The organism is Occallatibacter sp. (assembly GCF_049802275.1).
Classification (GTDB): Bacteria; Acidobacteriota; Terriglobia; order Terriglobales; family Acidobacteriaceae; genus Telmatobacter.
In genome coordinates this window covers 1-24,137 of sequence record NZ_JBARMD010000435.1, presented here as the reverse complement: position 1 = coordinate 24,137, position 24,137 = coordinate 1, and the positions used below count along the sequence as shown (strand labels likewise).

21 protein-coding genes are annotated in these 24,137 nt (G+C 55.7%); 17 read left to right on the top strand and 4 right to left on the bottom strand.

The window, feature by feature from the left end; genetic code table 11:
• Nucleotides 1-51: 51 nt before the first annotated feature.
• The 4 genes from WA354_RS15265 (at nucleotide 52) to WA354_RS15250 (ending at nucleotide 4,961) form a co-directional block, all read left to right on the top strand.
• Entirely contained in the window at nucleotides 52-1,152 is a 1,101-nt protein-coding gene (locus tag WA354_RS15265) for a carboxypeptidase-like regulatory domain-containing protein (protein ID WP_472813879.1), read from the top strand.
• Nucleotides 1,153-1,613: 461 nt separating this feature from the next.
• A complete protein-coding gene (locus tag WA354_RS15260; protein ID WP_472813878.1) occupies nucleotides 1,614-2,795 on the top strand; it encodes a carboxypeptidase-like regulatory domain-containing protein in 1,182 nt (393 codons plus the stop codon).
• A gap of 407 nt (nucleotides 2,796-3,202) precedes the next feature.
• Nucleotides 3,203-3,943, top strand: a complete 741-nt coding sequence (locus tag WA354_RS15255; protein WP_472813877.1) for a hypothetical protein — start codon at nucleotides 3,203-3,205, stop codon at nucleotides 3,941-3,943.
• 481 nt (nucleotides 3,944-4,424) lie between these two features.
• Entirely contained in the window at nucleotides 4,425-4,961 is a 537-nt protein-coding gene (locus tag WA354_RS15250) for a regulatory protein RecX (RefSeq protein ID WP_472813876.1), read from the top strand.
• Between the two features lie 102 nt (nucleotides 4,962-5,063).
• Here WA354_RS15250 and WA354_RS15245 read toward each other — a convergent pair whose 3' ends face one another.
• Both WA354_RS15245 and WA354_RS15240 read right to left on the bottom strand, forming a co-directional pair.
• On the bottom strand, nucleotides 5,064-6,038 hold the full coding sequence (locus WA354_RS15245; RefSeq protein ID WP_472813875.1) for a gluzincin family metallopeptidase: 975 nt from the start codon (nucleotides 6,036-6,038) through the stop codon (nucleotides 5,064-5,066).
• 43 nt (nucleotides 6,039-6,081) lie between these two features.
• The gene (locus WA354_RS15240) at nucleotides 6,082-6,387 is read right to left on the bottom strand and encodes a putative quinol monooxygenase (RefSeq protein WP_472813874.1); all 306 of its coding nucleotides are present in this window, start codon (nucleotides 6,385-6,387) and stop codon (nucleotides 6,082-6,084) included.
• Between the two features lie 116 nt (nucleotides 6,388-6,503).
• Between WA354_RS15240 and alaS the strand changes: the two genes are divergently transcribed.
• Nucleotides 6,504-9,401 (top strand): alanine--tRNA ligase, encoded by a 2,898-nt coding sequence (gene alaS, locus WA354_RS15235; RefSeq protein WP_472813873.1) that lies wholly within the window; start codon nucleotides 6,504-6,506, stop codon nucleotides 9,399-9,401.
• A gap of 17 nt (nucleotides 9,402-9,418) precedes the next feature.
• Here alaS and WA354_RS15230 read toward each other — a convergent pair whose 3' ends face one another.
• Nucleotides 9,419-10,507 carry a glycosyltransferase family 2 protein gene (locus tag WA354_RS15230; RefSeq protein WP_472813872.1) on the bottom strand — a complete coding sequence of 363 codons (1,089 nt, stop codon included), beginning with the start codon at nucleotides 10,505-10,507 and terminating at the stop codon, nucleotides 9,419-9,421.
• 184 nt (nucleotides 10,508-10,691) lie between these two features.
• Here WA354_RS15230 and WA354_RS15225 point away from each other — a divergent pair, with 184 nt between their 5' ends.
• Together WA354_RS15225 and WA354_RS15220 are read left to right on the top strand one after the other, a co-directional pair.
• Nucleotides 10,692-12,335: a GMC oxidoreductase gene (locus WA354_RS15225; RefSeq protein ID WP_472813871.1), complete on the top strand. Its 1,644-nt coding sequence runs from the start codon at nucleotides 10,692-10,694 to the stop codon at nucleotides 12,333-12,335.
• Nucleotides 12,326-13,336: an aldo/keto reductase gene (locus tag WA354_RS15220; protein ID WP_472813870.1), complete on the top strand. Its 1,011-nt coding sequence runs from the start codon at nucleotides 12,326-12,328 to the stop codon at nucleotides 13,334-13,336. Before WA354_RS15225 ends, WA354_RS15220 begins: the two co-directional genes overlap by 10 nt.
• Before the next feature lie 73 nt (nucleotides 13,337-13,409).
• Here WA354_RS15220 and WA354_RS15215 read toward each other — a convergent pair whose 3' ends face one another.
• Entirely contained in the window at nucleotides 13,410-13,733 is a 324-nt protein-coding gene (locus WA354_RS15215; RefSeq protein WP_472813869.1) for a hypothetical protein, read from the bottom strand.
• A gap of 50 nt (nucleotides 13,734-13,783) precedes the next feature.
• Here WA354_RS15215 and nusG point away from each other — a divergent pair, with 50 nt between their 5' ends.
• From nusG to WA354_RS15165, 10 genes are all read left to right on the top strand, one after another.
• On the top strand, nucleotides 13,784-14,416 hold the full coding sequence (nusG, locus tag WA354_RS15210) for a transcription termination/antitermination protein NusG (protein ID WP_472813868.1): 633 nt from the start codon (nucleotides 13,784-13,786) through the stop codon (nucleotides 14,414-14,416).
• A gap of 341 nt (nucleotides 14,417-14,757) precedes the next feature.
• Nucleotides 14,758-15,348, top strand: coding sequence for a TetR/AcrR family transcriptional regulator (locus WA354_RS15205; protein ID WP_472813867.1), 591 nt, complete (start codon nucleotides 14,758-14,760; stop codon nucleotides 15,346-15,348).
• Between the two features lie 128 nt (nucleotides 15,349-15,476).
• The gene (locus WA354_RS15200; RefSeq protein WP_472813866.1) at nucleotides 15,477-16,466 is read left to right on the top strand and encodes an NAD-dependent epimerase/dehydratase family protein; all 990 of its coding nucleotides are present in this window, start codon (nucleotides 15,477-15,479) and stop codon (nucleotides 16,464-16,466) included.
• 57 nt (nucleotides 16,467-16,523) lie between these two features.
• Nucleotides 16,524-17,303, top strand: a complete 780-nt coding sequence (locus tag WA354_RS15195; RefSeq protein ID WP_472813865.1) for a WecB/TagA/CpsF family glycosyltransferase — start codon at nucleotides 16,524-16,526, stop codon at nucleotides 17,301-17,303.
• 49 nt (nucleotides 17,304-17,352) lie between these two features.
• Nucleotides 17,353-18,801 carry a UDP-glucose dehydrogenase family protein gene (locus tag WA354_RS15190; RefSeq protein ID WP_472813864.1) on the top strand — a complete coding sequence of 483 codons (1,449 nt, stop codon included), beginning with the start codon at nucleotides 17,353-17,355 and terminating at the stop codon, nucleotides 18,799-18,801.
• 137 nt (nucleotides 18,802-18,938) lie between these two features.
• Nucleotides 18,939-19,877, top strand: coding sequence for a UDP-glucuronic acid decarboxylase family protein (locus tag WA354_RS15185; RefSeq protein WP_472813863.1), 939 nt, complete (start codon nucleotides 18,939-18,941; stop codon nucleotides 19,875-19,877).
• A gap of 79 nt (nucleotides 19,878-19,956) precedes the next feature.
• Nucleotides 19,957-21,042, top strand: a complete 1,086-nt coding sequence (gene gmd, locus WA354_RS15180) for a GDP-mannose 4,6-dehydratase (RefSeq protein ID WP_472813862.1) — start codon at nucleotides 19,957-19,959, stop codon at nucleotides 21,040-21,042.
• Nucleotides 21,043-21,062: 20 nt separating this feature from the next.
• Complete coding sequence (locus WA354_RS15175) at nucleotides 21,063-22,034, top strand: GDP-L-fucose synthase family protein (protein WP_472813861.1); 972 nt, start codon at nucleotides 21,063-21,065, stop codon at nucleotides 22,032-22,034.
• A gap of 317 nt (nucleotides 22,035-22,351) precedes the next feature.
• Nucleotides 22,352-23,326 carry an SLBB domain-containing protein gene (locus tag WA354_RS15170; protein ID WP_472813860.1) on the top strand — a complete coding sequence of 325 codons (975 nt, stop codon included), beginning with the start codon at nucleotides 22,352-22,354 and terminating at the stop codon, nucleotides 23,324-23,326.
• A gap of 95 nt (nucleotides 23,327-23,421) precedes the next feature.
• A partial coding sequence (locus tag WA354_RS15165) for a glycosyltransferase family 2 protein (protein WP_472813859.1) occupies nucleotides 23,422-24,137 on the top strand: 716 nt, incomplete at its 3' end.

Sequence of the window (24,137 nt, the reverse complement as noted above, 5' to 3'; positions counted from 1 at the left end):
ACTTAGTCGTGCGTCGCAGCAGGTGCACCCAAATTCCCATAGGGTGAATGGATGCGCCATAAATATCTTCATCTTGTCACGATCTTTTATGTGGTGCTGTGCGTTGCGGGGCGATCTCAACAATCCGCGTCGTCAAGCTTGATGGACGGCGATGCGAATGCAGGCATTCCTGCAACGGTGAAAGCGCAGGCGATGCTTCCTTCGGGGCCGGAACCGCAGAGCAAAGACAATATCCAACCGGCCGAAGTGAATGGAACCGTGACCGACTTCGACGGAGATCTTATTCCGGGAGCGACGGTTGTACTTGATGGGGATGGTCCGACCGATCATCGAACGGTTGCTGCGAACGACTCCGCCTTTTTTCAGTTTGAAGGTTTAACGCCGGGCGTGCCGTACCGCCTGACGATCAGTGCAAATGGGTTTGAGAACTGGGTCTCTTCGCCCATCACGCTTACGTCTGGCCAGTTCTTCGGTGTCACCGGAATCAAGTTGAAACTTGAGGGCTCAGTCTCGTCGGTGACCGTGACCGCGTCGACCGAGCAGATCGCGGCGCAGCAGGTGAGGCTTGCGGAGCAACAGCGCATTCTCGGGTTTATTCCCAATTTTTACGTCGTGTATGACTCGAAAAACGCGGTGCCGCTCACGACAAAGTTGAAATTTCAAATGGCGTATCGTGTATCGATCGATCCGGTGAGTATCATTGGCGCAGCCACGCTGGCCGGTGTCAATCAGGCAGGAGACACGCCCGATTATCAGCAGGGCGCGCTTGGCTACGCGCAGCGTTTCGGCGCGGTCTATGCGGATGGGTTGACCGACATCATGTTTGGAGGAGCGATTCTGCCCTCGCTGCTGCACCAGGATCCGCGATACTTCTATCAAGGGACGGGGACAGTAAAATCGCGCATGCTGCACGCAATGGCGAGTCCGTTTATTTGCCGCGGTGACAACGGCAAATCGCAGCCGAATTTTTCAAGCATCGGTGGCGATCTGATATCGAGCGCTATTTCGAATGCGTACTACCCGCAAGCGAATCGCGGCGTGAGCCTGACATTTGAAAATCTGCTGCTCAGTACAGGAGAGCGCACAGTCAGCAGCGTGCTGCAGGAATTTGTGATACGCAAACTTACCCCCAGCGCAAAACAAGGGGATTAGAAAACTTCCAGGGGCGGATTCCAGTTTGCAGCAGAATCAATTAACCTTAGAGGGGGGCGTTGCGCGCACGATCTTGCTGCGGAACCTCCGACGCGAAAGGGAAGCTATTCCCAAAGCCATTTCAGCACCCTGGTTATTCTTCGTGCTTCGGCGCTGGATTGCCTGGGCAGAGGATCAAACGTTGATTGCACGAGAACTTGGGCCTTCAATATCGGATTGCATGTCCAGACCGGCGGTCAATCTCGGATCCCACGCCGCAATGGCGATGGGCTCGCATTTGCGAGATATCAAGCCCTTGGCGCGCGCTGTCAAATGTGACAGTTGCGGCTCTCAACTTGCCCCTTTATTCTGCACGTCAGTGAATGTTCTCTGATGGCAGTCTCGAGTTCGCATTGACTACCGATGCAGAAGTGGCAGCGTTAAAGTTTGCGTACACGCACGCAGGCAAAGCTGGTAGTGGAATGCTGAAATCTAGACTGCTGATATTTTGTTCTGCCATTTTAATTGCACCCCTCGCGGTCCTCGCGCAAGGGAGCCAGGCGACTCAGGCTCCGCTGGATTTGGAAACTGGTTCGTTAGCCACTCCATCGTACATGCTTCCAGATGCGCCGCGATCGCAGCCCCTCGCCCCTTCCAATCAAGAGCTCAATGAACAGCCCGCAGCGGGACAGAGTCCGGGCAATGCAGGCGTAAACAAAGCGGGACAGGAAACCTCGACGCAAGATCCAGCGCTTGCAAGCATAGGTGGCACGGTCCTTGATACAAATGGGACCCAGGTGCCAGGAGCGACTGTCGTTCTTGAAGGTCCCAAGCGCGAAGACCGCCGGACCACCATCGCCGATGGAAACGGCTCTTTTCAATTTGGCGGACTTCAGCCGGGAATTCCTTATCAGATCACCGTTCAAGTGGAGGATTTCGAAACCTGGAAATCGCCACCGATTGTATTGTCGCCGGGGCAATTCAATTTTCTGGTGGACATCAAGCTGCAAATTTCTGAATCGGTAACATCGGTGACGGTGTATGCATCGCAGGAACAGATCGCCGCTGAGGAGGTCAGGCTAGAGGAGAAACAACGCGTCTTCGGCATCATTCCCAATTTCTACGTCACCTACGATCCGCATCCTGTGCCGCTCACGACAAAGCTGAAGTTCAGGCTCGCTTATAAGGCAGCCACCGATCCCGTAACGTTCTTCGGGATTACTTTCATGGCAGCCATTTACCAGGCGGGCGACATTCCCAATTACGGTCAAGGCTGGGACGCCTATGGTCAGCGCGTGGGCGCGGGAATTCTGGATACTACGACCGACATTTTCTTCGGAGGCGCTATTTACCCATGGCTTCTGCATCAGGACCCGCGTTATTTCTATCAGGGCACAGGCACGAAAAAGTCTCGCACACTGCATGCTTTGGCGAGCCCCTACGTTTGCAAAGGTGACAACGGAAAGACGCAGCCCAACTACTCGAGCCTGGGTGGCGATCTTACCTCCGGTGCGATTTCAAACCTCTACTATCCCCAGTCTGACCGGGGCGCGAAATTATTGTTCCAGGGTTTCGCGATAACCACTGGCGTTCGCACCGTCAACGCGGTGATCCAGGAGTTTCTCCTGCGCAAACTTACGCCCAGCGCGAAGCATAGAAACTGAGCACTGGCGGAGAGCTTTGGTCCGATAGGCCATTCATCTCAGTCTGATGCATGAGCGTCGAAGGTTCTTTTTTCTTTCCCTCTCACAACTCCAGTCAAGCCTAACTTTCATCGTGGCAGTGACTTCGGTTTCGCTCTCCAGCCGCCTCGACCAAGTTGGTCGAACGTATTCGGCGCATCCTGATGGGGTGTTCTGCGTCTAATTGAAGTAAGACAAGCAAGAGTCGCGCCTCTTCCCTTCTCATAAATCGGGAAGCATTTGCGCGCCAAGCGCATCGGCTAGCAGCGCGCTTTAAAAAGCATATATCTGAAAATCTGGAGAGTCGCAGCTGCATGAAATTCACTTCCCCTGCCTTATACAAGTTGATAATGTTTTGCGTTTTGGCACTTCCTGCAACTTGTAGCGTAATGGCACAAAACAGCCCTGCCACGCCGGATCATGCGGAACAAATCATTGTGGCCGGGAGTGCGCTGCCGGATGAGCCTCAGCCACAGCCGCAGCAGCAGTCTGGTCCGAACGCACAGCCGGCTCCACCAATCGAGGGAATCCCGCTTTCGAAACAGCAGCCAAAACGCATCCTTGGAATCATGCCGAATTACCGAGCGGTGAGTGCAGGTGAGATTCCTCCTCCGCCGACACCCAGGGAGGCATTCAAAATTGCGACGCAAAACAGTTTTGATTATTCATCGTTTGTGTTTGTCGGATTGACCTCGCTGATCGCCAAAGGTCAAGACGCCCATCCGTCATTAGGCAAAGGTGTGTCGGGGTATTGGGCGTATACGTGGCGCGGATTCGTAGATAAGACGGATGGAAATTACTGGGTCATCTTCGCGTTGCCCACGGTGTTCCATGAAGATGAACGCTATTACGCAAAGGGCACGGGGAGAATCTGGAAACGAGCGGCATACTCCTCCACACGCGTACTGATCACGCCGAATTATCAAGGACACAATACGCTCAACGCTTCCGAACTGCTCGGGCGCGGGATCGCCCAGGGAATTTCCACCACCTATTATCCGAGTTCCGATATTTCGCCGGGGGAAATCGCGGAGAAATACGGGTACGCCATCATGCGGGATGCGCTGACGAATACGTTCCGCGAATTCTGGCCGGACATTGCGACGCATGTTCTGCATCGCAATCCGTGAAGAACAACATCGGTTTCAGTGAACGGCGGAAGAGGTCCGGGTTTGTTGCCCAGGCCTTTTGGCGCCTCGGCTCGTGTCGATTGCGCGGGCAAATATACCTGGTGTTGAGTAAATCCCTTCACCTCGGAGATGCGGGAGGCCGGAACTCACGCAAAAAGCGGCGCAAACCCCCGTCGCCCTAAAATTCCTTCCAACCCCAACAATCCAAACGCAAAAAGGCTCATCCCTAATTTGCAGATAATTTCCCTTACGTGGCGCACAATGGAATTACATGCAGCAAAATGAACAACGCAATTCTGCGGTGCCATGGGTCGTAGCGTCCCGGCTTTGGCCGGATAAAGAGACCCCCCCACCCCCCCCGTACTGTGAAACCGTGAAAGACGCTTCAAATCGCTGAAAGCAAATAAGTAACAACGCTTGATGCCTCGGATCCTGTGAAATTGTGAGACTGTGAAACTGTGGAGTACATTCGGCGCAAACCGTGAAACCCAAACCACACCTCAACGAATCCGGCCTCTACGATTACGCCATCAAGGCTCTGGCGCGCAGGATGCGCACCGAGGCCGAAATGCGCCGACTGATGCAGGCCCGCGTTGAGCCCGGACCGCACGGCGAAGAAGTTATCGATGCCACGGTCATGCGGATCAAGCAGAACGGCTACCTCAACGACGCCGTCTACGCTGAGACGTACACACGGTTGCGAAAGGAAAACGAAAAATTCGGTCTGCGCCGCGTCCGGCAGGACCTGCGGCAGAAGGGTGTTTCCGTCAATCTGGTCGAAAAGACCATCGGCGAAAGCTACGCAAAAACCGACGAAGAAACCCTCGCGCGTCAGCACCTCGAGCGCAAGCGCATTCGCAAACCCTCCAACGAAAAAGAAACCGCCCGTATCATGCGCCGCCTGGTCACAGCCGGATTTTCGACCAGCGTGATCTACAAGATCCTTCGCCAGTGGGACGTATCCGACGAATCGCTCTCAGCCCTCGATAACATCGAAGAAGACCAAACCAGCGAATGAAACCTGCTGATCGATTCGCGGCCTGCTGAACGATTCGCCCAACTTTGGGTTCTGAAACCTGGGATACCGCTGACTTCGCATGAAGACTGATGTCCGTATTAACTACTGAGACCGATGCGCAATCGCCACGCGAATCTTGGCCAGCGGCGCGTCATCGACAAATTCAATCGCATCGCCGTTCCGCAGAATTCCAAGCTCCATCCACAGCTTTTCCAGATCCACCGTCACCGGTGCATCCTTCCACTTTGCATACTGTTCTGTGAGCACATGCGTTCCGGTGGCCTGATCGCCAATTGCAAGAGCTTTGTCGAGGGGCCACTCATGATCAATAGTCCCACCCTGCGCCACGATGGCGCGAAGCGCAGCCTGCAGGCCCTTCTTGTTGCCCGTCTGTCGCCGAATCTCCACATCGGCAACAAGACAGAACATCGCTCCACCCCAGTACGTGCGTCCCCACGTGTGCGTGTGGTCCAGCCCCTGGTCGCCCTCGGCCGGCTCCCCCTTGTGCATGTCGCGCACCATGTCGTGCCAGATCTGCTGGGGTTTCAGTTCGCCCGATTCAACGCGCGCAATCGGCTCAACATAGGTTGCCAGGCCCTCTTCCATCCAATGCTGATCGTCGGGCAGGGAAGGGAACGCCATGTGATCGAGCTCGTGCGTCATCATCCAGTCGTCATTCAGATCTTCCTGTGTAGCGTGCTGGCCAAGGCGAAATCGCGTCATGCCGGGAAACCCGGCCATGTCGCCCCACGTCGTGCCCTGCACGATGCCACTTCGATCCGGCACCGGCACGATCAGAATCCGCGCGCGCTCGACAGGGAAGCGGCCGTAGTAAGTGGTGATGGCTGAAGCTGCGGCCTGCACATGCGCAAGGACGGCGTCCTGCGAAAGGTCAAGTGGACCAGCCGCGAAGTCGACTTGAAGCGTTCCGCCGCCGATCTTCAGTTCGCGGGAAGCAACAATGGTGAGTCCATGACCGGGCTGCGCGTCCGCCAGCGGACAAGCGGCGAACACTGTGGCGAGGCTGACATTCCACAAAACACGCAGCAGGATTCGGCCCCGCTCGCAAATGTTCATGCATTATTGGACGTGAAACCGGACTTCCTGGCCTCAACAGTTTCTAGGCACCGGGTGCTTTCGAAGCCAGAATCTCCACCTTCTCCACCAGCGGTGCAGTCGAAAACAGCTCTTCTGCCTTGGCAAAGAGTGCCTTGGCGATTTCGCCCGAGAGGTGGGCGTTGCGGCCTGCCTCATCCTTGAACGTATCGAAGATGGCGAACTTGCTATCGCCCAGTTTCAGCGCATACCAGGTGGTGGTGCCGGGCTCACGCGCGGCCAGCGGCTGCGCTGACTTCAGAAATTCTTCCACTTCCTTCTCTTTGCCGGGACCGGCAGTGAGCAGCGCCAGGATCGCAAGCTTGTCCATGCGGACCTCCATCTCAACTTAAGATGCGGAAATAGCTTCCGCGATACTCCCTGACCCGGTCTTAATCCCGCGAAGCGCGGGATGGCCCTACCGCAGGTGGTTACACTAAAAGGGTGATGCAATTCCGCACGGGAAACGAAATTCGCGAGCTGTTTCTGCGCTTCTTTGAGACCAAGGGCCACCGCCGGGTGCACTCTTCGTCGCTGGTGCCTGCCAACGATCCAACGCTACTGTTCACCAACGCGGGGATGAATCAGTTCAAAGACCTGTTTCTGGGTGCGGAGAAGCGCGACTATTCCCGTGCGACGACGTCGCAGAAGTGCGTCCGCGCAGGCGGCAAGCACAACGACCTCGAAAACGTGGGATTCACCCGCCGCCATCATACCTTCTTCGAGATGCTCGGCAACTTCAGCTTCGGCGACTACTTCAAGCACGATGCCATTGCGTATGCCTGGGAACTGGTCACGAGTCCCGAGTGGTTCGGCATCCCCAAGGATCGCCTCTATGTCACCATCTTCGAAGGCGCAGACGGAGTTCCGCGCGACGACGAAGCCGAGAAATTCTGGATGGAAACCGGCGTGCCCAAGGAGCGCATTTTCGAGTACGGCCTGAAGGACAACTTCTGGCAGATGGGCGAAACCGGCCCCTGCGGTCCCTGCTCCGAGATCTTCTACGACATGGGCATCGAAGCCGCCGAGACCCCGGGCGTCGATCTCCCCTTCGGCAAAGACGAGGCCCGCTACGTAGAAATCTGGAACCTCGTCTTCATGCAGTTCGACCGGTCGTTATACCACTATGAATGTTCGGAGCATCCGCAGCGGAACGAGAAAGGCCCATTCGTATGCGATCAACCACATGCTAATGGCGACTTCATGCGTGGAGCCCTTCCTGTCTATCGCCTCACGCCACTTCCAAAGCCCTCCATCGACACCGGCATGGGACTCGAGCGAGTAGCCGCCGTGTTGCAAGGCAACGTGAGCAATTTTGAAACAGACCTGTTCACGCCGCTGATTCAGCGCGCTGCCGAAATCACCGGTCTTGTATCAGGGCACGACTTCAGTCGTGCCGAAACCGCCGCAAAGAAAGAAGGGGCTTTAGCCCCTGAGAGAATTGAAACGCTGACTGGCAACGCCAGCCTCCGCATCATTTCCGATCACGCCCGGGCTGCCACTTTCCTCATTAACGATGGCGTGCTGCCTTCCAATGAAGGCCGCGGCTACGTGCTGCGCAAAATCCTGCGCCGGGGCATCCGCCATGGTCGTTTACTTGGGCAGGAGCAGCCATTCCTGAACCAGATGGTCTTCGCCGTGCGTGACTTGATGCAGGGAGCCTATCCCGAATTGATCGATTCGGCATCACGCGTCGCCCGTGTTATTGAAGCCGAAGAAAAGCAATTCGATCGCGTGCTTGAGGTCGGTTCTCAACATTTGGATTCTGCAATTGCGAACGCAAAGCTTCGGTCCGAAGCATTTCCTGAGGATGCAAAATACAGAAGCGGCTCGGAGCCGAAGCTTCCTGGAGACGAAGCCTTTCATCTCTACGAGACCTTCGGCCTTCCGCTCGACTTCATGGTCGATGCCGCACGCGATGCGGGTGTGCAATTTGATCACGAGGGGTTTGAGAAAGCCCGCGCTGAAGAGCAGTCCCGTGCCCGCGCCTCATGGAAAGGCGGCAGCCAGAAATCTGCGAGTCCCGTCTTCCGCGATCTCGCCAAAACCGACTTTCTGGGCTACAAGCAGCTCAACGCCAACGACGCCGAAGTGCTCGCCATCGTCAAAGAGGGCGCTGGCGTGCCGTCCGCAAAGGCAGGCGAGCAGGTCGAAGTCGTCCTAGACCACACCAGCTTCTACGGCGACTCCGGCGGCCAGATCGGCGACACCGGCTGGTTTACCTCGCCCGACGGCAACACCACAATCGCCGAAATCACCGGCTGCATTCTCCCGGTACAAGGCGTCCGCGCTCACAAGGCCATCCTCAAACAGGACATCGCCGTTGGCGATCACGTCAACACCGTCGTCGATGGCGGGCGCCGCGACAACATCAAGCGCAACCACACCGGCACGCACCTGCTCCATGCCGCTCTGCGCCAGGTGCTCGGCACGCACGTCAAGCAGGCTGGATCCGCGGTTCATCCCGACCGCCTGCGCTTCGACTTCTCCCACTTCGCCCAGGTCGCTGACGAAGAACTGCAGGAAGTCGAAGACATCGTCAACCGCGAAGTTCTCGCCAACGCAACAGTCGAAACCATTGTCGACGTGCCCATCGACGTCGCCGTCAACGAGTATCACGCGATGGCGCTCTTCGGTGAGAAATACGGTGACAAGGTGCGCGTGGTCAAGCTGTCTGACGGCTTCTCGACGGAACTCTGCGGCGGAACCCACACCGCAGCCACTGGCGAAATCGGCCTGCTCAAGCTGACCGGCGAAAGCGCTGTCTCCTCGGGCGTTCGCCGCGTCGAGGCCATCAGCGGATTGGGTTCGCTCGATACCTTCCGCCGCGATTTTGAAGTGGCGAAACTCGCAGGGCAGTACGTCCCATCCGTGGAGAACCTGACCGAAGGCCTCCGCGCCAAATTCGCGGCGCAGGACGACGAACTGAAGCGCCTGCGCCGCGAGCTCGAAGAAGCTCGCATGAAGTCGGCCGCCGGCGGCCTCGATGAGGCAGTCAGCCGCGCCACAGAAGTGAGAGGCGTGAAGGTCCTTACGCACCGCGCTGATTCGCTCGAGCGCGGACAACTGCGTACGCTCGTCGACAACCTCAAGCAGAAGCTCGGCGAAGGGGTCGTGGTACTGGCTTCAGCGCAGCCGGAGGGCAAAGTCGCCATCATCGCCGGCGTAACGCCGGGACTCACTAAGCGTATTCAGGCCGGCAAACTTGTCGGCGCTGTCGCGAAGTTCGTTGGTGGATCAGGCGGTGGCAAGCCCGACATCGCCGAAGCAGGCGGCAAAGACCAGTCGCAAATCGACGTCGCATTGCAAGCTGCACCCAATGCCGTTGCCGAACTACTCGGCTGAGTGCGGAACCGTTTGTTCTACGGAACTGCGTCTGCAACCGGCTCTGCGCGTTTGAGTCTCATGAAGTCCGACGCGGCGTGAATCTCCGAAATGATCCCTCTTCGTTTCAGGAGCGCAATTCGAGCCGGATCTGAAATGGCGATGTATCGCTCGAAGAATTCTCTGATTTCGGCGTCGCTCGAATTTCTCGCCACGTGCGCGAGACGATAGCGTAGATAAAAGACTTTGAGGATGATTCCCTGCTGCCGCTGCCTGAACTTCGCGGCGAAGTAGTCCGCGTCGAGCATATCGAAGTGAAGAATGTTTCCCATTCGCATGGTGCGCGGCGCTCGCAAGAACCCGCGCCAGCCATGAGTGACGAAGTCGAAGTTAGCGAAGGTCTTCAGGCGGATGAACGACTTGTAGTTGCTGTAACCCAGAAAATAACCCGCTGGAATCATGCTGCCGCCGCGCGGGTCGCGCATGAGCCTCGGAATGGCTCCGAGAAATCGAACCTGGTAGAAAAGATAGTCATACCAGGCCGCAATCACGGGCACCTGCAGAACCCTGAGGAAGAGCGCGCGCGAGTAACGCCAGATTGCTTCTGTCTTCGGGAATCGATTGAGAAAATATACGCAATCTGCAAACGGATTGCTCGACGTGGCCGAGGTGGGAACCGATTCGAGGTTCGGCAGGAATATCTGATCGATCTCATCGGGAATATTGTTGAGATGTTTTGAAATGTGATCCTCGGCGATCTCCTCGTCGCGTGCCATCAAAACCAGTTCATCCGGGTCGATACCGCCCAGCCAATCCAGACCTTCCGCGGCTGCGGTCTTCGCCGCATAGTATGTGTTGATGCGCTTCCTGACATCCATATCGTTCTCCCAACAGACCAGGATGCCCTTGATCCACGCAGGTGCGTCGTCAGTCTCCTCCACGCGAATAGAATCGCGTGCCGTAACACAGGGATATTTCGACACCAGTTCCTGGGAACCGTCCGTCGTTCCATCCCAGAAGATGTAAATCCGCGAACAGCCGGCGGCGATGTGATACTCGATCGCTGACGGCAGCAGCCTTGCCTCGTTCTTCACGGTGTAGGTAAGGGCGAATTTCCCTGATGGCAAGCCAGACCTCGTACCCAACTCCGATGGGCAGTTGGGTTGTTTCAGCTTACAAGAAACAGGCAGCTGGAAAGCAGTCTGCGCTGCGGTTGCGGGGTGGCGGGATTTGGGAACCATCGGTCAGTGTCTTATGATGGCCCCAGGCAGAGAAGATGCCATCCAGGCAAGAAGGAGTGCGATCGACTGAATGATCGTTGAGCAACTCCCCTCTGATCAATCGACATGCGAGTTTTGTATCGTGGGCTCCGGCCCTGTAGGCATGGCCCTCGCTTTGGAGCTTGAACAACTAGGGCACGATGTTCTGCTTCTTGAGTCTGGCGATGCCGCAATTGATCTGAAAATTGCAGAAGCCTCGCGCGCGGAGATCGTCGATCCCCGGCGACATGCGGAGATGAGTCTCGCGGTCTGCCGAGCACTGGGCGGAACGTCGTGGACCTGGGGCGGTCGTTGCGTCGCGTACAACGATGTTGACTTCGCTGGTAGGGATTTTGTGCCGGAGGCAGGCTGGCCGATCGCGCAAGCTTCGATCCAGCCGTGGTACGCAATCGCTTCAAAGTATCTGCTCTGCGGCAATGATCACTTCACGGTTCCTTACAAACATGACTTGACCGATGGGCTCAAGCTGGATTCCGTAGAACGATGGGCGACCACGTCGCGGCTTATCGAGGTTCATCGCGATGCGCTGCTCTCATCGCAACGCATCAAAATCAGCCTGCGAAGCACCGTGGTCGGGCTGAAGATGAGCGAAAACGGGAGCAGGGTGAAGAGTCTTGAGGTTGCCACTGCGAACGGCACGCGTGAGGTCAAAGCAAACAATTTCATACTGGCGGCCGGAGGCGTAGAAACGAATCGCCTGCTGCTCTGGATGCAGCGGAAACATCCGTCCCACTTTGGCGGCGTAGACGGCCCCCTGGGTCGCTACTACATGGGCCACCTGTCGGGAAAGATCGCAAGCCTGCAGTTGGATTCCCCTGAATCGGTGAGTGACCTTGACTTTAAGCTGGATGGGAGCGGGGTCTACTATCGGCGGCGCCTGATGCTTACGACCGAGGTACAGATCGAAAACAAGTTGTTGAACGCGGTGTTTTGGGCTGATAATCCTCCGTTTTACGATCCAAGTCATCGCAACGCTGTGTTGTCTGCGACGTTTCTGGCTTTGGCGTTTCCGCCCTTGGGCCGCCGGTTGCTAAGCGAAGCGATACGTCTTGCTCACACTGGCTCTCGCCCGTACAAAGTCGCGTCACATCTGCGCAATGCGATTGTTGGCGCTCCAAGCGGAGCGGTTGAGTTGTGTCGAGTGCTGCGCGATCGCTTTCTGATCAAGCCGAGGAAGCCGGGTTTTATTGTTCCGAATAAAGGAGGGCGATACGCCCTGCACTTTCACGCCGAGCAGGCTCCAAACGCGCTCAGTCGCATCACGCTGACAAGCGAGAAAGATGCCTTCGGTGTGCCGCGCGCATCGATTGATATGCGTTATTCAGAACAGGATGTGGATAGTGCGCTCGAATCGCACCGGCTCCTGGACAAGGCCCTGCGCGCCAATCGCATCGGGCAACTCGTATATTCGAAGTCCCCGGAAGAAGCTCGCGCATGGATATGGGAGAACGCCGGCGACGGATTCCATCAGATAGGCGGTGTTCGCATGGGCACGGATCCATCAACGAGTGTCGTTGATTCGGAACTAAGTGTGCACGGCTTGTCAAATCTCTGTGTTGCCTCCTCTGCGGTTTTTCCCAGCGGAAGCCAGGCCAATTCAACTTTGCTTGCAGTGGCGCTCGCCATGCGCCTCGCACACCGTCTCGCAAGATCAAAGAGCCAGCGATGCGCGTAATCGATATCAATTCTCCAACTGGAACGACACGATTGAAAAATGTGTCGGTCATTGGACTTGGGTGCGCAGCAATGCTGGGCAGAGCGGGACGACGCGAGTCGCTGGCTGCCCTTGGCGCTGCATATGACGCGGGCATCACCTTCTTCGATGCGGCACGCTCTTATGGTTACGGCGCGTGCGAGGGGCTGCTCGGAGATTTTTTTGCAGGAGAGCGCCGCAATAAAGTGGTTCTCTGCACAAAATTCGGAATCCTGCCCGGAAGTCCCGGCGGGTGGAAGAACCGCGTGAAGCCTCTTGCTCGTGCAGTGCTCAAGGTTGTTCCTCAGCTTCGCAGCGCCGTGAGAAAGCATGCGAGCGACCAGTTGACGCCCGGGCAGTTTTCCGTGGAATTGCTCAGGTCCAGTTTTGAAACGAGCCTTCGCGAGTTAAAGACCGACTACGTTGACATTTTGTTGATGCACAATCCTCCTGCTGGCGTCGTGCGGCGGGAGGATATGCTCGAGGAACTTCATCGACTGGTAGATTCCGGCAAGGTTCGCATGGCTGGAGTTTCTGCGGATGGCGACGTTATTCGCACGGTTTTCGCCAAACATTCTCCGATATTGCAGGCTGCGCAATTCCCAATGAATCCCTTCTCGATGGATTTGGCTTCGCAAACTTCCGACGCCGCAAAGTCGCTGACGCTGATTGCCAATCATCCGTTTGGCGGCGCCGAGGGAATAGCCCGGTGTCGAAATCTGATCGACCGTCTGCGAATGGACCCGTCCGTCCCGCATTCGCTGAGGGAAAAACTCAATGCTCGCGACGAAGGTCTCCTCCCCGAATTTGTATTGAACAGCATCATCCAGGACACTGGCGTGACCGTCGTGATTCCGTCGATGTTGCGACCGGCGCATCTGAAAAGCAACATTGGAGCGGTCGAGCGGTGTCGATTTTCGCCCTCAGAACTCCAGCTAATCAGAAAATTGTTCGCCGTTCGTGGCCCTAGTTTGACAACGTAATTTCGGACCAACAACAGATTCCGATCATGCATCCCACCTTCTTTCGGGAAGATTCACTTCGCAATCCGGGCGACTATGGAAGACCGGAAGCGACGTCAGATGGCAATGGATAAATAGGTAATATGTGGTCGCCGGTAAACCGAAAGCTCCGTTTGGTGCCAGTGAAGAGAAAAAGGTTGCCTGTAGTCAAAAATGTTTGCAGTTGCTTGCACCGCCAAGCTTTGCCGATCGGAACGAGCACTTTGGCGCAGAGGCTTTTTAGCTCGAAATTTGCGAAATTACTGGTATATTGAATGGACTGCCGGTCGATTCGAGGCCGGTGCACCTCGCAAATTGGATGGAAGCGCTTGCTTTCATCTTGCCCCGTTTTGAAGTCCCAAATTGTTGCTTTGGACATGCGATCAGGCTCTTTTGGAACCCCACCACCCAAGTGAGGATGGCGAAGCCTTGCGAAGAAGCATTTTCGAAGATGTTATCCATGTGAAAACTCCAGTGGCCAGGATTGGGACGGAAGTATGCGATGTTTCTCGCTGGTTTGCCGTGTACACCACCTGCCGTCACGAAAAGCGGATTGCGCAGCACTTGAGTCAACGCGAAATTGAGCACTATCTCCCGCTTTATCGAGCAGACCGGAAATGGCGCGATGGGTCCAAAGTCACGCTGGATCTGCCGTTGTTCCCGAGTTACATTTTTGTCCGCATCAGGCGTTCTGAGCGCGTCAGCGTCCTGAGCGTTCCCGGTGCCATTGCAGTCGTGGGAGGAACGGGGGGTGAGCCGGCGCCTCTTCCCGACACGGCAGTCGAGGCCTTGCGGACTGGATTGAAGGAGCATCGGATTGAGCCGCATCCCCTATTGCGGGTTGGACAATTCGCACGCATCCGCTCGGGCGCCTTCGCCGGAATGGAAGGTGTTGTCGTCCGAAAGAAGAGCGGCTTCCGGGTTGTGCTGACTCTCGAGCAGATCATGCAGAGCGTGGCGGTCGAACTGAACGACGACGACGTGGAGCCTTTAATTGGCCACAAGTTTCGCTCCGCCCCCTGGCTGGAAATCGATCATCGTCTGTGCGCGCAGGGAATGTAGCTCGCGCAAATTCGGAAGAGGGAGTCGCGAGCCTCCTCTAATCTCGGTAAGCAGCGGTTTGACCTTGACGTTTTTTCCTCGATTGATAAAAGCTGCGTAGCAGCGCCGGCAGTGTAATTGCGCAAATCGAATTTCATCAGGGAAGCAGTGTCGACCGCCGCCGGGTGGTATGACCGCAAGCCTGCATCAGACCGGATTTGAAGCTCCATTGGTTCTGTTTCCCCGCATTCCGCAGAATCGGCGATCCAGGCAGTCGATCCATTCGTGAAAAACCGCTTCGATCAGGATAGACGCAAGCGATTTTGGGAACCTCCAGCTCAAGACAGGCGGCAAGAGAATTTATGACTGGACCATCTGGCTCAACAAGAGGCGGCACAGAGGAGCGCATTCTGACCACCGCTGCGTCCCTGTTCTCTCAATTCGGCTACAACGGAGTGAGCACGCGCGAGATTGCTTCGGCCGCGGAAGTCAATGAAGTAACGATTTACCGGCATTATCCCCGCAAGCGCGACCTTTACGTGGCGGTTCTCGGAGCGGAACTACAGCGCGTTCAACTGCGCGGCGAATTGCTGACGCGACTGGCAGAAGCGCAAAACGGGCGCACGGCTCTTGCGTGCACGTTTGAATTGATAACGACCACACTGCAGCAGCAGCCGCAATTGCTGCGCCTGCTGCAATACAGCGCCCTGGAACTAAGCGACGATCTCGATCCGCTTCTGCGCAGGCATCTTGGTGAATTGGTGGAGGTCGTAGCGCGGTATCTGGAGCCCTGGATACAGCAAGGGCAGCTGCGCTGCTCCAATGCCAAGACCCTGGTGCTTACGTTAATCGCGATCGTGCTGAGTCGCGGCCCATTGCGTCGCGTGTTTCTGGGAGACGCCGAGAATCTCAATTCGCTTTTTGAAACCTATTCGGAGTTTTGCCTCGCCTGAAGGCGGAGAGGCGAGGGCGTTTTTGCCCGGCGCACATCTGCATTTGCTGAAGGGCTTCAACAGGAAATTGCTCTTGGTTGCTGAAATTTCTTTGCCGTTTGACAGGCATAAAAGGAGCATTGCGGTCCATGGATCTCAAGGGTAAAGCAGCAGTCGTATGCGGCGGTGGAGGGTTTATTGGCGGCCATCTTGTGCGGAGCCTCCTTGCGAACGGGGTCAATGTCATCCGTGCGGTCGATATGAAGCCGATGGATGAGTGGTATCAGGTGTCTTCGGATGTTGAGAACGTGGTTGCGGACTTGAGGGACAAGGAAAGCTGCTACCACGCCGCCGAGGGCGCGGAGGTTGTCTTCCAGCTCGCCGCCGACATGGGCGGCATGGGGTTCATTGAAAACAACAAGGCTCTTTGCATGTTGAGCGTGCTGATCAATACGCACATGCTGCTGGCTGCGCGCGATTCCGGTGTGGAGCGCTTCTTTTACTCGTCGTCGGCTTGCGTTTACAACGGTGAAAAGCAAAAAGATCCCCGGGTCATTCCCTTGAAGGAAGCGGATGCGTACCCAGCGCTTCCGGAAGATGGGTACGGGTGGGAGAAACTCTTCAGCGAGCGGATGTGCCGACACTTTGAAGAAGACTTTGGAATGCAATGCAGAGTGGCGCGCTATCACAACGTTTATGGACCGTTTGGAACCTGGGCCGGCGGACGGGAAAAGGCGCCCGCCGCGATCTGCCGGAAGGTTCTCGAAGCCAAGCTTTCGGGTAGGCACGAGATTGAGATCTGGGGAGACGGCCATCAAACTCGCAGCTTCATGTACATCGACGACTGCACCAAAGGGACACTGGCAATTGCGGAAAGCGAGATTCACGAGCCGCTGAATCTCGGATCGAACGAACTCGTAACGATCAATCAGCTTGTCGACATCGTTGAAGAAATCGCGGGTGTGAAGCTCAGGCGTCGCTACAAGCTTGACGCGCCAAAAGGGGTAAATGGGCGCAACAGTGACAACGCGAAGATACTTGAATACCTGAACTGGGAACCCTTGATTCGTCTCAAGAATGGCCTTGAAAAGACTTACGACTGGATTCAGAAGGAAATGCTGACTCTTACCCACGCCTGAGCACGTGTTATGCGGGGGCTCCAATCAACCGGCAACTCACCATCGGAGATATCTCAGATGAGCGAAACCCTGAGTGAACGGCAAATTCTTGGAGTCAATTTTTACGTCGGAAATGTGCAAGGCGCGATCCGGCGACTGGCGCAGGGAGGGCTGCTGGTTGTGCCAGCCGCGCCGGCGCTAAAGGACGTTGCATGGAACGAGGATTACCGAGAAGCGCTCACGAGTGCGGATGTGGCAATCGCCGATTCGGCCTTCATGGTCCTCGTCTGGAACCTCATCCAGGGCGACTCGATCTCTCGACTGTCCGGGCTCAAGTACCTCAAAGAGTTGCTGCAACTGCACGAAGTACGTATCCCCGGCAACACCTTTTGGGTGATGGCGGGAAGCGCCAGTTCCAAGAAGAATGTGGATTGGTTGAATGCGGGGGGAATTACGGTACCGCCAGAATTTGTTTATCAAGCGCCGATCTATGGCAGTAAGATTGAGGACAGGGAACTTATTGACAAGCTGCAGTTGTTACGCCCGAAGCACGTGGTGATCACGGTGGGCGGCGGTACGCAGGAGCGGCTCGGGCTCTATCTGAAACGTAACCTGGATTATCTCCCCGCGATTCATTGCATTGGAGCAGCAATCGCGTTTCTTAGTGGCGACCAGGTGCGAATTCCGGATTGGGCTGACAGGCTTTACCTCGGCTGGTTATTCCGCTGTTTGTCGTCACCTCGCCGCTTCGTTCCGCGATATCTTTCAGCATCGCAGCTTATTCCGCTACTCTGGCACTATCGAGACCAGCTTCCAGTGCCTGAGGCAAGCGAACAGCCATTGCCGCAAGCGGACTAAATGTGAGCCGCGGGTTCTGAGGGCGGATGATACGGGAGAGATTGACTAGATGACGGCAAGAAACGAAGCGGCAAGGATAGCTGTAGTGGGTTCAGGCTATGTTGGCTTGGTGGCCTCTGCTTGTTTTGCAGAGATTGGACATCGCGTGGTCTGTGTCGACAACGATGAATCCAAAGTGCGCATGCTTCAAGAGGGTGGAATCCCGATCCACGAAGAGCATCTGCCCGAACTGCTTGAGCGTCATCGCGGCAAATCGCTTGAGTTTACCTCGGACCTGCGAGCGGCAACCCAGTCGGCGCAGGCTATCTTCGTTGCGGTCGGAACTCCGCAGAGCGAAACCGGCAGTGCCGATCTTTCTTATGTGGATGCGGTAGCAAGCGAAATTGCACGCTCTATCGACTCCTATACAGTGATCGTGGAGAAAAGCACAGTTCCGGTCTATACGAATGAATGGATTCGGCGTGTGATTGAGCGGAATGGCGTGTCGAAGGACTTGTTCGATGTGACGTCCAACCCAGAGTTCCTGCGCGAGGGCACTGCGGTGGTCGATTTTTTGCATGCCGACCGCATCGTGATCGGTGCAGCCACCGATCCTGCTGCCAGTCTCCTGAAGATGATCTATCTCCCTCTAACAAGCGGCGCCTACTACAGAGAGCCGGGTTCAGTGCCGGGGCCTCGCACGGCCGCCGATCCGCCGCCAATCCTGCATACCTCCACGAAGGCAGCCGAGATTATCAAGCATGCATCCAATGCGCTGCTCGCAACCAAGATCTCATTCATTAACGCTGTCGCCAATGTATGCGAAGCGGCCGGAGCGGATGTGGAGGAGGTCGCGCGGGGCATTGGAATGGATTCGCGCATTGGCCCCAGGTTCCTCCGTGCCGGTGTCGGCTACGGCGGTTCCTGCTTCCCCAAGGATGTTGCGGCGTTCCGTCATGTAGCCGAGCAGGTGGGCGTGGATTTTGGACTTCTGCACGAGGTGGAGAAGATCAACGAAGAGCAGAAGCAGCGCTTCTTCCAAAAAATTCGCTCGGCATTGTGGACGTTCCGTGGGAAGAAGATCGGAGTGCTTGGCCTGGCTTTCAAGGGTGGAACGGATGACGTACGTGAGTCGCCGGCGCTTGATATCGTAAAGAAGCTTCTAAGCGAAGGTTGCATAGTGTGTGCGCATGATCCTGCTGCAGTAAATCGCTGTAAGGAGATCATTCCGCCAGGTCCAAAAATGCGCTACGTGGATGATCCCTACCTTGCGGCGCAAGATGCGGATGCGTTGCTGATTTTGAATGATTGGCAAGAATTTGCCGAATTGGATCTGGCCAAGCTGCACTATACGCTGCGCTACCCGATCGTGATTGACGGCAGGAACCTCTACGACCCTGCAACCATGACCAAGGCTGGGTTTACTTACCTGAGCGTGGGGCGACCTGGGCTTGCTCAACCAGTTGATCCAGTCTCCGCATTCTTTCTGCCTCGTCGTCGAGATGGCGCAAAGGTCTAAGTGACGCTGGCGTTGCAACCTTTAGGCTCCACAAGGCTTCTGAATATGAAAGTTTGTTCCTTGCACAAGCGGTTCCCATCTTCGCTTGATTCCTATAGCTTAATGACAGTAACAGTCGATAAGAGGACGTCTGCACGATGCGCGTTCTAATTGCCGGTGCCGCCGGTTTCCTTGGATCCCACTTAACTGATGCCATCCTCAAAGAAGGGCACCAGGTACTTGGTGTCGACAACCTCTGCACAGGCTCTGTCGCAAATCTTAGCCATCTCAAGGCTGAGCCGAGGTTTGAGTTCTGCCAGCAGGACATCTGCAGTCCATTCGAGCCGAAGCAGGTTGACTATGTGTTCAACTTCGCTTCTCCCGCCAGTCCTGCAGATTACACTCGTTTGGGAATCGAAACCCTGATGGTGGGTTCAGCGGGGACGCGCAATTTGTTGGAGATCGCAAAGAAGTACCGCGCAAAGTTCCTGCACGCATCCACGTCAGAATGCTATGGCGATCCGGAACAGCATCCGCAGACCGAGGAATACTGGGGTCATGTGAATCCAATCGGACCGCGCTCCGTCTATGACGAGTCCAAGCGATTCTCTGAGGCTTTGGTGATGGCGTATCATCGTTACGAAAAAGTCGACACGCGGCTGGTGCGAATATTCAACACGTACGGACCGCGGCTACAAATGAATGATGGCCGTGTGATTTCGAACTTTCTTACGCAGGCTCTGCGGGGCGATGAATTGACAATTTACGGTGATGGGAGTCAGACACGCAGCTTTTGCTATGTCTCAGATGAGATTGAGGGGATTCTCCGGCTTTCTCGCAGTGATGAGCACGCGCCGGTGAATATCGGCAATCCGACAGAATGGACAATTCTGGAATGCGCAAAAGCTGTGCTGCGCGTGACCGGTTCAAAAAGTATAATCGCGCACCGGCCCCTTCCTCAGGATGATCCTTCGCAGCGCCAACCGGACATCGGCAAGGCGATTCGCCTGCTGAAATGGGAGCCAAAAATCGACCTGGACACTGGTTTGAAACTCAGTCTGGATTACTTCAGAGCGTGCATTGAAGCTGCGGCCTAGTCACTTCAAAGCACAGCCCGATCTGCGTTGTGTCTTGAGCGACGCCGCAAACAGTTCGTAACGGCCCGGGAGCACAATTGTGAAAAGAGCGCTGATTACAGGTGTTACCGGACAGGATGGAGCCTATCTGGCGCAACTCCTGCTTTCGAAGGGATACGAGGTGCACGGGATCAAGCGCCGCGCGTCCTCCTTCAACACGAGTCGCATCGATCATATTTACGAAGACCCGCATACACACGGGCGCCATTTCCTCCTGCATTACGGCGACCTGACCGATTCGAGCGGCTTGATCCAGATCGTGCAGCAGGTAAAGCCGGATGAAATCTACAATCTCGCCGCGCAGAGTCATGTGAAGGTTTCGTTTGAAGAACCGGAGTACACGGCCAACTCAGACGCGCTCGGCACTCTGCGTCTGCTTGAGGCGATAAGAATTGCGGGCCTGGAGAAGGTCACCCGTTTCTACCAGGCCTCGACCTCTGAGATGTATGGCCTGGTCCAGGAAATTCCACAGAAAGAGACAACGCCGTTTTATCCGCGGTCTCCCTATGCTGTCGCAAAACTCTACGCCTACTGGATCACGGTGAACTACCGCGAAGCATATGGGATCTACGCGTGCAACGGAATTCTCTTCAACCATGAATCGCCGACGCGGGGTGAAACCTTTGTGACGCGCAAAATCACCCGCGGGCTGGCGCGAATCAAGGTTGGGTTGCAAGATCGGCTTCACCTCGGGAACCTCGATGCGTTGCGAGATTGGGGACATGCGCGGGATTACGTTGAAATGCAATGGCGCATGCTGCAGCAGAATGAGCCGCGGGATTATGTGATTGCGACCGGCGAGCAGCATAGTGTCCGCGAATTCGTGGACCTCTCAGCGAAATTCCTTGGCATGGAGATCACGTGGGAAGGTGCGGGAGTTGAAGAGAAGGGAATCGACAAGCAAGGAAATGTGATCGTTGCTGTCGATCCGCGCTACTACCGTCCGACCGAAGTTGAGACGCTGCTTGGCGATGCCAGCAAAGCGCGACGCGAGTTGGGATGGGAGGCGAAGGTCTCGTTCAGCGACCTAGTGAAAGAGATGGTAGAAGAAGATCTCAAGATTGCGGAGAAAGACGCGTTAGTAAGAAAGCACGGCTACTCTGTTTTCAACTTTCATGAGAATTGAGGGCGAGCAGGTCTGCTGACATGGAAAAGAACAGCCGGATTTTCGTCGCGGGGCATCGCGGACTTGTCGGTTCGGCAATCTGCCGGGCACTGGAACGGCAGGGATACACGGATCTCGTCCTTCGCACGCATGCAGAACTCGACCTGACCGACCGCGCTACGGTGCTCGAGTTCTTCAAACAGGAACAGCCTGAATTTGTCTTTCTTGCCGCGGCCAGGGTAGGCGGCATTCTTGCCAACGACACATTCCCCGCGGACTTCATCCGCGAAAACCTGGAAATTCAGACCAGTGTTATCGACGCGAGTTACCAGGCGCGCGTGAAACGGCTGTTATTTCTGGGATCAAGCTGTATCTACCCAAAACTCGCGCCTCAGCCGATCAAGGAAGAGTACCTTCTCACAGGACCGCTTGAGCCGACCAATCGTGCCTACGCATTGGCAAAGATCGCTGGAATTGAGATGTGCTGGTCCTATAACCGGCAATACGGCACAGAATATCTGGCCGCGATGCCGACCAATCTCTACGGCCCCGGCGACAACTTCGACCTAAAGGGATCACACGTGCTACCTGCCCTGATGCGAAAGGTCCTGGAGGCAAAGCGTGCCGGCGAGAAAAAGCTGGCCGTATGGGGAACCGGCCGTCCACGCCGCGAATTCCTGTATAGCGACGATCTTGCCGAAGCTTGCGTATATCTCTTGAATCTGCCGGAGAACATGTACCGACCGCTGATCACACAGAATGAAGCGCCGTTGATCAATATTGGCACCGGCGAGGATCTGACGATCCGCGAACTGGCAGAGCTGGTGGCGCGTGTCCTCGACTTTGAATGCGAGCTCATCTTCGACCTCTCGCGGCAGGATGGGACTCCGCAGAAGCTTCTCGATGTCAGTCGAATTAACGCGCTCGGATGGAAGGCGAAGGTCACCCTTGAAGAAGGAATCCGGCGCACTTACTTATCCGCGCAGTCGCAACTGGAACTTGCAGCATCTTGATCTATAGGTTGGGGTAGTTTAAGGACGTTCCCATTGCCGATCAAGAGATCGCCGGCATCTGCGGAGTCCGATCTCTGGACCTGCCCTTTCAGGGCTGTGCTAGCCTGTAGCTGTCCTGAAGCAAATGGCCTGTGCAGTCAATACCGGCCCGGTGGGCAATGTGTCATTGTTTGTTAGCCCGGATGATCCCGTTGCCAGAAGCTTAAAGATCGCGTCTCGCGAACGCCTGTCGACCCTTGGACCTTGGATGTGGCCTGCTTTCGTTCAAGCACAACGCGCGTCTGTCTAACATCAGTCTTTTGACCTCAAGAAGGAAAATGGCTTTCAAAGGTTACATTCTGGTTATCTGTTGTTTCCTGATTTTTGGACCGCCCTTTCTTTCAGGGCAGGAACAACGTACGCCCCTTGTTCCCATTGCACAAGGTGCTGGCGTCGGCGCGTCGGCGGCTTCAGGTTCCAGTTCGTCTATTGGCGGTCTCTCGGACGGTCCAATCATCGAGGGCGAGATCGTGCACATCAACGTTTTTGATGCTCCGGATTTCTCTCTGGTCACGCGCGTCTCAGAGAGCGGAGATATTCCTTACCCTATCCTGGGGCAGATCCACATCGCTGGCCTCAATAGTAGCTCTGCTGCGAAGATGCTGGCGAAGGAACTGAAAGATAGGAATCTGATGTTGGATCCTGAGATCACTGTCACGGTGGATTCCTCTAACACCGGTATCACGGTTCTAGGTGAGGTTCACAGTCCCGGCATCTATCCTCCGACCGGTAAACGGCAACTTTCCGATCTGCTGGCCGTTGCAGGCGGCTTGAATGCAAATACTGGCCGCGTCATCGAGATCACACACTCGCGCGGCCTTGGAAAGCCTGAGTATTTGTCGTGGGATCCAACCATGCATAACACAGAAAATTTCGATCGTCCCGTGTTCCCAGGCGATCGCGTGCTGGTGCATGCGTGCGGGATCGCCTATGTCGGCGGCAATGTGCTAAAGCCAGGAGCTTATTCGCTCTGTGGTTCGCCAAAAATGACCTTGTCCGAAGTGATTGCTTTGGCTGGAGGGGTGGCACCGAGTTCTGCGACAAACAAAACCTATATTGTACGTACGCAGCCTGACGGCACCAGAGTCGTGGAACAGGTCGACGTCAAGAAAGTGTTGAATTCGCGCGTGGGCGATCCGATCGTCCACGAAGACGACATCATCTATATCTCGCCAAGTCCATTGAAGGTAGTGTTGAAGGGCGCGTTGGCATTCGCGCTCGCGATCTCTCCAACTCTCCTGTATCTGCGCTAGTGGCACGTCCCACGCTTGCATCTTTTGGCTGAAGTCGAAGTCGGAATTTCATTGGCCACTTTAGGCCGATTGCACGATCGCAGGAGAATGTCCCTTTGTTCAAGGTTTCGATTGTGACCATTTCGTTCAACCAGGTTGGTTACCTGGGACGAACGATTCAATCGGTGCTGGATCAGGACTATCCAAATATCGAATACATTGTCGTCGATCCTGGTTCAACCGACGGAAGCCGAGAGTTGATCAAAAGCTATGAGTCGCGGATTGCACGCATAATTTTTGAGATAGATGATGGCCCGGGTGACGGACTGAACAAGGGATTCTCCATTGCAACGGGCGAGATATTCGGCTTTCTCAACTCCGACGACATTCTCTATCCCGGCGCTATTTCGGGAGCAGTCCGGTATCTCTCAGAGCATCCCAAAACTGATGTGGTCTCAGGGAACGGGAGGGTAATCGGACCCGACGAACGAGTTTACAGACTCGTGTACTCTGACCGTTGGACTACAACGAAATATATGTATGGCGGTGCGGTGTTGATTCAGCCTTCGACGTTTTTCCGAAGAGCCGCTTTCGAGAAAGCGGGTAGGTTTAACCCCAAGAATCGGGCAATCTGGGATGGTGAGCTATTCTTCGACATGGCCAGGGCCGGCTGTGTATTTGGCCGTGCAAACGAAATATGGAGCGGCTACCCGCTCAAGCATTTGGGCAAACAACTCTATTGGTGGGTCGCTGAAGGTCGAGTTCTGCGAGACGCTGCCCAAGTACTTTTCACCTGTGAAGAAGAGCGAATTCGGGCTCGTAATGTCTTTCG